The 10,120-nt window shown below is 41.9% G+C and carries 11 protein-coding genes; all 11 read right to left on the bottom strand.

What is annotated here, in order from left to right:
* Positions 1 to 14: 14 nt before the first annotated feature.
* Entirely contained in the window at positions 15 to 647 is a 633-nt protein-coding gene (rsmG, locus tag OCU78_RS14500) for a 16S rRNA (guanine(527)-N(7))-methyltransferase RsmG (RefSeq protein WP_137375422.1), read from the bottom strand.
* The gene (mnmG, locus tag OCU78_RS14505) at positions 647 to 2,542 is read right to left on the bottom strand and encodes a tRNA uridine-5-carboxymethylaminomethyl(34) synthesis enzyme MnmG (protein WP_137375423.1); all 1,896 of its coding nucleotides are present in this window, start codon (positions 2,540 to 2,542) and stop codon (positions 647 to 649) included. Before mnmG ends, rsmG begins: the two co-directional genes overlap by 1 nt.
* Before the next feature lie 481 nt (positions 2,543 to 3,023).
* Positions 3,024 to 3,458, bottom strand: a complete 435-nt coding sequence (gene mioC / locus OCU78_RS14510; protein ID WP_137375424.1) for an FMN-binding protein MioC — start codon at positions 3,456 to 3,458, stop codon at positions 3,024 to 3,026.
* A 50-nt stretch (positions 3,459 to 3,508) separates the two neighbouring features.
* Positions 3,509 to 4,870: a tRNA uridine-5-carboxymethylaminomethyl(34) synthesis GTPase MnmE gene (gene mnmE, locus OCU78_RS14515; RefSeq protein WP_137375425.1), complete on the bottom strand. Its 1,362-nt coding sequence runs from the start codon at positions 4,868 to 4,870 to the stop codon at positions 3,509 to 3,511.
* A 129-nt stretch (positions 4,871 to 4,999) separates the two neighbouring features.
* Positions 5,000 to 6,619, bottom strand: coding sequence for a membrane protein insertase YidC (gene yidC / locus OCU78_RS14520; protein WP_137375426.1), 1,620 nt, complete (start codon positions 6,617 to 6,619; stop codon positions 5,000 to 5,002).
* Between the two features lie 5 nt (positions 6,620 to 6,624).
* Positions 6,625 to 6,879, bottom strand: coding sequence for a membrane protein insertion efficiency factor YidD (gene yidD / locus OCU78_RS14525; RefSeq protein ID WP_137375427.1), 255 nt, complete (start codon positions 6,877 to 6,879; stop codon positions 6,625 to 6,627).
* Positions 6,846 to 7,169 (bottom strand): ribonuclease P protein component, encoded by a 324-nt coding sequence (rnpA, locus tag OCU78_RS14530; RefSeq protein ID WP_240701792.1) that lies wholly within the window; start codon positions 7,167 to 7,169, stop codon positions 6,846 to 6,848. The genes yidD and rnpA overlap by 34 nt, the downstream gene beginning before the upstream one ends.
* Positions 7,170 to 7,214: 45 nt before the next feature.
* Positions 7,215 to 7,349, bottom strand: coding sequence for a 50S ribosomal protein L34 (gene rpmH / locus OCU78_RS14535; RefSeq protein WP_004735800.1), 135 nt, complete (start codon positions 7,347 to 7,349; stop codon positions 7,215 to 7,217).
* A 205-nt stretch (positions 7,350 to 7,554) separates the two neighbouring features.
* Positions 7,555 to 8,292 (bottom strand): amino acid ABC transporter ATP-binding protein, encoded by a 738-nt coding sequence (locus OCU78_RS14540; RefSeq protein ID WP_137375429.1) that lies wholly within the window; start codon positions 8,290 to 8,292, stop codon positions 7,555 to 7,557.
* The gene (locus OCU78_RS14545) at positions 8,289 to 8,960 is read right to left on the bottom strand and encodes an amino acid ABC transporter permease (protein ID WP_137375430.1); all 672 of its coding nucleotides are present in this window, start codon (positions 8,958 to 8,960) and stop codon (positions 8,289 to 8,291) included. Before OCU78_RS14545 ends, OCU78_RS14540 begins: the two co-directional genes overlap by 4 nt.
* Positions 8,961 to 9,060: 100 nt before the next feature.
* A complete protein-coding gene (locus OCU78_RS14550; RefSeq protein WP_137375431.1) occupies positions 9,061 to 9,810 on the bottom strand; it encodes an amino acid ABC transporter substrate-binding protein in 750 nt (249 codons plus the stop codon).
* Positions 9,811 to 10,120: the final 310 nt, after the last annotated feature.

Raw genomic sequence — 10,120 nt, forward strand, 5'->3', positions numbered from 1 at the left:
TATGACCTCGCTGATTATCCCTGACGCGATAAAGTTACTAAGTGACGGTCGCCTTCCAGCTCCGGGACATCCAAAACTTGAATATCAACCACAGAGCACCATTCAGGTAGCAGGTCGATTTCACCTCTTGGATGCTGTCCTTTAAGAGCTAAAAATACACCAGACTGCTCTTTAGGTAAATGATGACACCATTCCACCATATCTGTCATTGAAGCAAATGCACGACTTAGAACACCATCAAATTTTTCTTCTGGTTGGAACTCTTCAACACGGCTTTGAACTGGTGTCACATTTTTAATACCTAGCTCATGAGTAACTTGCTTAATAAAGCGAATACGTTTGCCTAAGCTATCTAGCAAGAAAAACTCACAATCTGGATTCATAATAGAAAGAGGAATACCTGGTAAACCTGGTCCAGTTCCAACATCAATAAAACGCTTACCTTGTAAGTGAGTACTAACAATAACACTATCTAGGATATGCTTCGTTAACATGTCCATAGGGTCACGAACTGACGTTAAGTTATACGCTTTGTTCCATTTGTTCAGCAACTCAACGTAACCAACAAGTTGACCACGTTGTTTATCTGATACTTCTAAGTCTGTTTGGCTCAGTAGGTGATCAAGTTTTTCTCGTAATGCCGACATTATGCGTCCTCACCCTTTTTTAATAAGCCTTGTTTTTTTAGGTAAACCAATAAAATAGATACCGCAGCAGGTGTAATACCCGAGATACGAGAGGCAATACCTATTGATTCAGGTTTTGAAGTTGAAAGCTTTAAAACCACCTCGTTAGATAAGCCTTTAATCTGGCTGTAATCTAAGTCAGCAGGCAGTTTGGTATTTTCGTGACGAAGAGATTTTTCAATTTCGTCTTGCTGACGCTGAATATAACCTTCGTATTTAACTTGTGTTTCAACTTGCTCAGCCGCTTGTTGATCATCCAATGCAGGACCAAAAAGATCCAAAGATGTTAACTGTGCGTAGTTTAGCTCTGGACGACGTAAAAGATCTTCACCGCTAGCTTCACGAACCATAGGGGTTTTTAAAAGCTGATTAAGCGATTCAATACCTTCAGATTTTGGATTTACCCAAGTTTCTTTAAGGCGTTGGCGTTCTTTTTCTATGTTCTCAACTTTATCGTTAAAACGAGCCCATCGAGCATCATCAACCAGCCCTAACTCACGGGATTTTTCAGTCAAACGTATATCTGCGTTATCTTCACGAAGCAATAAACGGTACTCCGCACGAGATGTAAACATTCGGTAAGGTTCTTTAGTACCCATTGTCGATAAGTCGTCAATAAGTACGCCCATGTAGGCTTGGTCACGACGTGGGCTCCAACCTTCTTTACCTTGTGTGAATAAACTCGCATTTAAACCAGCCATCAAGCCTTGTGCTGCTGCTTCTTCATAGCCTGTCGTACCGTTAATTTGTCCAGCAAAGAACAAGCCTTGAATAAATTTTGTCTCGTACGTCTGTTTTAAATCTCGAGGATCGAAGAAATCATACTCGATAGCATAACCAGGACGGACGATATGGGCATTTTCAAAACCTTTCATTGAGCGAACGATTTGAACTTGAACATCAAAAGGTAAACTAGTCGAAATCCCATTAGGGTATAATTCGTGAGTTGTGAGACCTTCAGGCTCAATGAAAATTTGGTGACTGTTTTTATCAGCAAAACGCATCACTTTGTCTTCAATTGAAGGGCAATAGCGAGGACCAATACCTTCGATAACACCGGCATACATCGGGCTTCTATCTAGATTTGCACGAATAACATCGTGTGTATTTTCATTGGTATGCGTAATAAAACACGGAATCTGTTTTGGCTGTTGAGTTCGATTACCCATGAATGAGAAAACAGGCGTTGGATTATCACCATGCTGAACTTCTAGTTCTGAGAAGTCGACACTGCGCGCATCAATTCTTGGCGGTGTGCCTGTTTTCAAGCGATCAACTCTGAATGGAAGATCACGTAAACGGTTTGCTAGTGCGATCGATGGTGGATCACCAGCGCGTCCTCCAGAAGAACTTTCCATTCCAATGTGGATCTTACCACCAAGGAATGTACCCACCGTGAGCACAACGGCTTTAGCATGGAACTTAAGCCCCATCTGAGTAACCACACCAACAACTTGATCCTGTTCTACGATCAAGTCATCCACCGATTGCTGAAACAAAGTTAAGTTTGGTGTGTTTTCTAGAACATTTCGAACAAACGCTTTGTATAAAGCACGGTCAGCTTGAGCACGTGTTGCACGTACTGCAGGACCTTTTGATGCATTTAACGTTCTGAATTGAATACCAGAATGATCGATGGCTTGTGCCATTAATCCACCCATCGCATCCACTTCTTTGACTAAGTGACCTTTGCCAATACCACCAATCGCAGGGTTGCAAGACATTTGCCCCAGAGTATCGATGTTATGAGTGAGTAATAACGTACTTTGACCAGTACGTGCAGATGCGAGTGCGGCTTCCGTTCCTGCATGGCCACCGCCGACAACGATGACGTCAAATTTTTCATGATAAAGCATGGACCGACCTCAGGTATTCAAATGATTCTGGAGAGTGAAAAGGAGCGATATTCTACCTGTTTTCATAGCTTGAGAAAACGTTTTTGAATTTTTTAAACAAGCTCTTTTTTAATTAATATATATAAGATCTTTATAGAGATCTTTTATTGGATCTATTATTAGGATCGATGACTTCTGTGGATAACTAGAAAATGATCAACAAGATCATGGATCTTTTTTAGATCAAATGATGTGATCTAACTTTGATCAGGCTGAGGGTTTCCTGGGATCAAAATAGCTACTTATGCACAAGGGAGAAATACCGATAAAGTTGTTATTTGGATAACTATAGGTTAATCACCGATTAAGTATGTATTTATCCACAAGAAAAATGAAGGAATTAAGGAAATTTGTAGAGTTTTTTAAGAAAAAGTTATGCACAAAATAAATTTTAGGTATAAAAAAAGTGGCGATCAGCCACTCTTTTGTTCGTAATTCACACTTAGAACTGATTAATACAGCTATTTAACCACTCTTCTGCCGCATCTTCCGGTACAGGTACTTCAAGTACATCAATAGTGAAACATGGTGTTAGTGGTTGAGCTTTCATCTTTTCCATTAGCGTAAATGCTTCTTTGCCTGCAGAGCAAAAGGTATCGTAACTCGAATCACCAAGCGCAATAACAGCAAATTTTATTGCGGAGAAATCAGAGTTTGTATCTTTGATAGCTTGAATAAAAGGTTTGATATTATCTGGAAATTCGCCTGCTCCATGAGTCGAAGTTACAATTATCCAAGAGCCTTCAGCTGCTATTTGATGAAAGTCGGGTTGGTTGTGAATTGTAACTTGGTGCCCTTGTTCTTCAAGAAGTTCACTGAGGTGATCACCGACATACTCGGCACCGCCAAGAGTGCTACCTGTAATTATTTGAATCATATAATTCCCTTTTAGAGGAGATGGTTATGATGTTAGCCATCTCCCAAATACTATTTACCAATACAGAAAGAAGAAAAGATACGCCCAAGTAGATCGTCTGAACTGAACTCTCCGGTTATCTCATTAAGGTGTTGCTGAGTTATTCTCAGTTCTTCTGCCAAAATTTCTCCGGCCATATAACCTTCTAATTGTTGCTGTCCAATATCAAGATGATGAGATGCTCGGTCTAGGGCATCTAGGTGTCGTCTGCGTGCCATGAAGCCTCCTTCATTACCACCCGCAAAGCCCATGCAATCTTTTAAGTGATTACGCAGAGCGTCAACGCCTTCCCCTGTTTTTGCGGATAAACGAATTAGGGTTGGATCATTTACGTGGCAGATCCCTAGGTCTTCACCGGTTTGATCCGCTTTATTTCGGATCACTGTCATGCCAATGTTACTTGGTAAACGATCAACAAAATCAGGCCAAATATCTTTAGGGTCGGTAGCATCGGTTGTGGTGCCATCAACCATAAATAAAACGCGATCAGCTTGTTCTATTTCTTCCCAAGCTCGCTCAATGCCAATTTTTTCTACTTCATCGGACGCTTCACGTAGACCTGCAGTATCAATAATATGCAGTGGCATGCCTTCAATATGGATATGCTCTCGCAACACATCTCGGGTAGTACCGGCTATATCGGTCACAATCGCAGAGTCTTTGCCCGATAGACTATTCAATAAGCTCGATTTACCTGCATTAGGGCGACCTGCAATAACGACTTTCATGCCTTCACGCATGATAGAGCCTTGGTTTGCTTCGCGCTTAACGGCATCTAAATTATCAATGATGGCTTGTAAGTCGGCACTTACTTTACCATCGGCTAAGAAATCAATTTCTTCTTCAGGGAAGTCGATTGCGGCTTCAACGTAGATACGAAGGTAGATAAGAGATTCAACTAAAGTATTGATACGTTTTGAAAACTCACCTTGCAGTGATTGTAATGCTGACTTTGCCGCTTCTTCTGAACTAGCATCAATTAAATCAGCAATGGCTTCTGCTTGAGTTAAATCCATCTTGTCGTTTAAAAATGCACGTTCAGAGAACTCTCCGGGGCGTGCGGCACGAACGTCTGCAATGGTCAGAATGCGCTTGATAAGCATGTCCATAACTACAGGACCACCGTGTCCTTGAAGCTCCAAGACATCCTCACCAGTAAAAGAATGTGGGTTAGGGAAGTACAAGGCAATGCCTTGGTCTAACTCAATACCATCATGAGATTTAAACGGAAGATATTCAGCGTAACGAGGTTTCAAAGTTTTGCCTGTTACTTCTAAAGCAACTTGTGCGGCTTTAGGTCCTGATACTCGGATAATACCGACACCACCACGTCCTGGCGCGGTAGCTTGAGCAACAATCGTATCTGTAGTCATAGTTGTGCCTGCTAAGAAGTTGGAGCGCTTTGCTACCCAACATTTAATTCAATTAGCTGAATTGTAATCAGCCCAAAACAAAAAGGCGACCTTTTGGTCGCCTTTCTTTATGTCTTTATCAAGTCAGTCTTACTTAGAGTGTAAGCCTTTCTTTTCCAGCGCTCGGTAGATTAGAGTTTGCTGAATCAGAGTTACAATGTTCGATACTAACCAGTATAGAACTAGACCTGAAGGGAAGAACAAGAAGAAGAAAGTAAACATAACCGGCATAAAGGTCATGATCTTCTGCTGCATTGGATCCGTTACTGTTGTCGGGCTCATCTTCTGAATTAGGAACATTGAAGCACCCATTAGAAGTGGCAAGATGTAGTACGGGTCTTGTGCTGAAAGGTCAGTAATCCAACCGAAGAACGGTGAGTGACGCAGTTCAACTGACTCCATTAGTGCCCAGTAAAGCGAAATGAAGATAGGCATTTGCAGAAGAATAGGTAAACAGCCACCTAGTGGGTTTACTTTTTCTTTCTTATAAAGCTCCATCATTTCTTGGCTCATGCGTTGGCGATCATCGCCAATACGCTCACGCATTGCTGTCAGCTTAGGCTGAAGCATACGCATTTTCGCCATAGACGTGTACTGAGCTTTCGTTAGCGGGTACATAGCACCACGAACGATGAAAGTTAGACAGATAATTGCCAGACCCCAGTTCACAACGATGCCTTGAATGAATGAAAGCAGAGTATGAAGTGGTTTAGCAATGAACCATAACCAACCGTAGTCAACAACTAGGTCTAGGTTAGGTGCAACTTCAGCCATTTGATCTTGAAGTTTAGGACCAACCCAAAGCGTTGCTTTGAAGCTCGCTTGGTCACCCGTTGCGATGGTTTTGTTCGGCATGCGAACACCAATGTCGCCAAGGTTACCAATGACACGAGTGTAAAGGTTGCTGCCTGCTTCGTCGCGCGGGATCCAAGCACTTGCAAAGTAGTGCTGAATCATCGCTGCCCAACCTTGACCGTTTGCTAGGTTAAGAGACAGGTTGCGATCTTGCATGTCGTCGAAGCTGTATTTTTTGTAACGCGTATCTTCCGTAGAGTAAGCACCACCACGGTAAGTTGGCATTGTAAGGCTACCGCCGTCATCCATAACGTTTTGACGTAGGTGCGCGTACATACCAAATGTTGCGTTATTGCCTGAGTTATTCACGACATCATATTCAACATCCATTGCGTAGCTGCCACGCTTTAGGATAAATGTTTTCGTGTAATCAAGACCGTTTGCTTGATAAGTCATTGGGATGCGTAGTTCATCTTGACCATCAGCAAGTGTAAATTCTTCAGCTGAAACCGTGTAGCTCGGGCGGTTTGTGCTGCTTAAGTCGATACCTTGAGGACCAACTAAACCACTTTGAGCGATAAACTGGTGACCTGGTTCATTCTTAAGAAGAACAAAAGTATCTTCAGAATCAAACTCAGCAGAGTAGTCATTCAAGTTTGCTGTAACGACATCACCACCAACCGTATCAATTGACAGAGTCAGAACATCAGTTGTTACTGTGATTGTTTTTGCAGAAGCCATTTGACCCGGAGCCGGATCTAAATCATCAGCAAAAGATGGTGCAGGTAAAGTACTGCTAGATTGTGCCTGCTCAACCGCTTGAGGTGCTGGGTTCTGAGCTACGTTCCATTGTTGGAAAAGTAGGAAAGAAACCAATGCCAGCGCGATTAACAGGATATTACGTTGAGAATCCATCGTTATTAATCTCTGTCTTGTTTTTGGACTGGTGGAACGGGGTCAAAGCCCCCTTCGTTCAAAGGATGGCATTTTAATAGACGTTTGCCTGATAACCAACACCCTTTTACAAAACCGTGAGCTTTCAACGCTTCTATCGCATATAAAGAGCAGGTTGGAGTAAATCGGCAGCGTGGGCCGATGAGTGGACTAATAAACCATCTATAAAAATAGATGGGTATTAGCGCTATCCACGCGAAGGGCGAGACAGGCGAAGCCATAATTTATCTAAGAGCTTAAACATTTCTTCATTGCTTAAATCTTGCGCACTTTTCTTGGCTATTACAACAAAATCTTTGTTAGGAAGCTGATGTTGATTGTTACGAAAGCTTTCACGCGTAAGACGTTTAAATTTATTACGACCTACAGCAGTTTTAATCTGCTTTTTCGGAACAGCTAATCCAAGACGAGGATGAGAAAGAGAGTTATTACGAGCAATGATGGTGAAATGAGGGGAGCCGGCTCTATGAGCTTGCTTGAAGACGGTTTGGTAATGCTCGGGAGTTAACAAGCGTAACTCCCGACCGAAGGCTAGCTTATTCAAAATAATCAAAGATTACTTAGAAAGACGCTTACGGCCTTTTGCACGACGTGCATTGATTGTTGCGCGACCGTTCTTAGTAGCCATGCGAGCACGGAAACCGTGTGTGCGCTTACGCTTTAGAACTGTAGGTTGAAAAGTGCGTTTCATTGTAATTACCTTACTGATCAGTAGTTTTAGGTTTTTGTTAAACCCGGCGTGGGCATTTTTTCTCTTCTTATATAAGAAAGGAAAACCGACGCCTCTCAACAAAGAGGCGGAATTGTAATCACTGTCACAAAAAGTGTCAATGATTGGGTTAACTAAAATTCCGGTCGGGGGATTATACGTACTATGAGTTAAATCACAAGGATCCTTACTCGATCCCGACCTTATTTAAGAATTTTTTTAACTTTGGATCCTGTGGATTACCAAATATATCCTGTGGAGAGCCTTGCTCAACAATGTGTCCGTCAGCCATGAAGATCACTTTATCCGCGACTTCTTTAGCAAACTGCATTTCGTGAGTGACCACCAGCATAGTTTGGTGTTGATTTGCGAGCTTTTTCATTAAGTTAAGTACTTCTCCAACCCATTCAGGATCAAGGGCTGATGTAGGCTCATCAAACAGTAAAAGCTCGGGCTGAAGTGCCATTGCTCGACCGATTCCAACACGTTGTTGTTGTCCGCCTGATAATGCGGCAGGGTAGCTGTCTGCTTTATCTCCAAGACCAATATCATCTAGTATTTGTTGTGCTTTTTCATGAGCTTGTGCTTTTTTCCATCCTCGAACGGTAATCAAGCCTTCGGCTATGTTTTGTTTGGCCGTTTGGTGCGCAAATAGTGCGTAGTTTTGAAAAACAAATCCTGTTTTCCTGCGTAAAGCCAGCACTTCTGATTTGGTGTGCTTTTGAGTATCAACAGTAATGTCGTCGATAGAGATCGAACCTTGGTTGGCTTGCTCTAAAAAGTTCACGCAACGTAGTAATGTAGACTTACCAGTACCACTAGAACCTATGACGACAACTATCTCACCTTGACGTATTTCTAGGTCGATTCCTTTGAGTACTTCTGTGTTACCAAACTGCTTGTGGATATTTTTTAATTTGATCATCGTACATACGCCTTATTGAGCTTGGCTTCTGCCCATATTTGAACGCGAGTCAGTATGACTACTACTCCCCAATAAATCAGTGCTACGGCTAAAAAAGCTTCGAAAAAACGGAAACTTGATGATGCTTCCATCTGTGCTTTCGCCATAATTTCAGCTACGCCTAGAGTAAAGGCGAGAGATGTCGACTTAATCATATCGATGAAATAATTCATCAATGAAGGTAGGGCAACACGAGTTGCTTGTGGAAGTATGATTCGTCTCATTGCTTGCGGGGTAGTCATTCCCACAGATAGGCTAGCTTCCATTTGGCTACGATCAATGCCGATAATCGCAGCACGAATACTTTCAGCCATATAAGCGGCAAAGTGTAGGGTTAAGCCGATGACAGCTGCACTGAAAGCGTCTAAACCGACGAGAATTGGAAATACTTGCGGCAACCCATAATAAAGCAGAAACAATTGTACTAAGAGTGGCGTGCCACGGAAAAAGCTGATGTAAAGCTGGCTGAGCTGATCCAATACCGGAATTTTAAATACACGAATATTGGCTAGGATCAGTGAAAGAATTAAGGAGAAAAATAACCCCCACACAGCCATCTCCATGGTGGTACCTAAATACTTTAGAAGTATTGGCAATAGCTCCAGCATGTAATTGAAATCAAAACCCATAACGGCTCTCTTATTGTTATTTTGTATAAATGGCTAGAAGTAAAACGCAAAAACCCACCGCAAACTATAAGCAGTGGGCTTTAACTAGATAAGTGAGTAATTACTTCTTAGTAATATCCGCACCAAACCATTTGATAGAAATAGTCGCTAGTGTGCCGTCTTCACGCATTGCTGCGAGTGCTTGGTTTACTTCAGCTTGTAGTTTCTTACCATTGTCGTTGTTAACGAATGGCCATGCATTTTCGATGGTTTCAAAAGGTTGACCAGCGAGTTGTAGAGGTAGACCTGTTTTCTTAATTAGTTCTAGAGCAGAAAGGCGATCCATAACAAACGCATCAGAACGACCTAAAGCCACATCATGCTCGATACCTGTATCGTAAGTTTTTACGTTGATCTTGCCTTCTTTATCATAGCTACGAACCAGTTGTTCAAAGTTAGAACCTAGGTTAACCGCAACTGTTTTACCGTAAAGGTCTTCAATACCTTGAATGCTGTCATTACCTTTACGTACTGTAATTTGTGCACCATCGACTACATATGGGTCAGCAAACAGGTATTTTGCCGTGCGCGCTTCAGTAATGGTGATTTGGTTTGAAATCGTATCGATACGACCTGTTTCAAGTAGACCAAATAAACCAGAGAAGTTTGCTGTTACGTATTCCACTTTATAGTCATTACGTTTACCAATCTCATCCCACAAATCAACTTCAAAGCCTTGCAGTTGGTCTTGCTTTACGAAAGTGAATGGAAAATAACGACCTGACATACCAACTTTAACCTCGGTAGCAGCTTGAACTGTTGCAGCAGAAAGTGCGATTACTGCAATTGCAGCTTTAATCCAGTTTTTCATTTGGTAACTCCTTATATTTATAGAGCAGGATGTTACTGGGAAAATGCTCAATAGAATAAATAACCAGATGTTATTAACCATAACTAGATGGTATTCGAGGTTTGGGGATAACTAACGAAGATCTGAGCATAAGTGGATCCTTATGTGAGTAAAGTAAGGGCAATATGTGTGGATCCACGGGAATTACCCTTAAATATTGTGAATAACTTCGATCTTATTCACTGGATCTGTGATCAATTGCTGGTGATCTGTTTTATCAACAGGTAAAATTGCCAGTCATTTCAGATAACTTAAATAGAGTGAGTGCATC

It is taken from the genome of Vibrio gallaecicus (assembly GCF_024347495.1).
GTDB lineage: Bacteria > Pseudomonadota > Gammaproteobacteria > Enterobacterales > Vibrionaceae > Vibrio > Vibrio gallaecicus.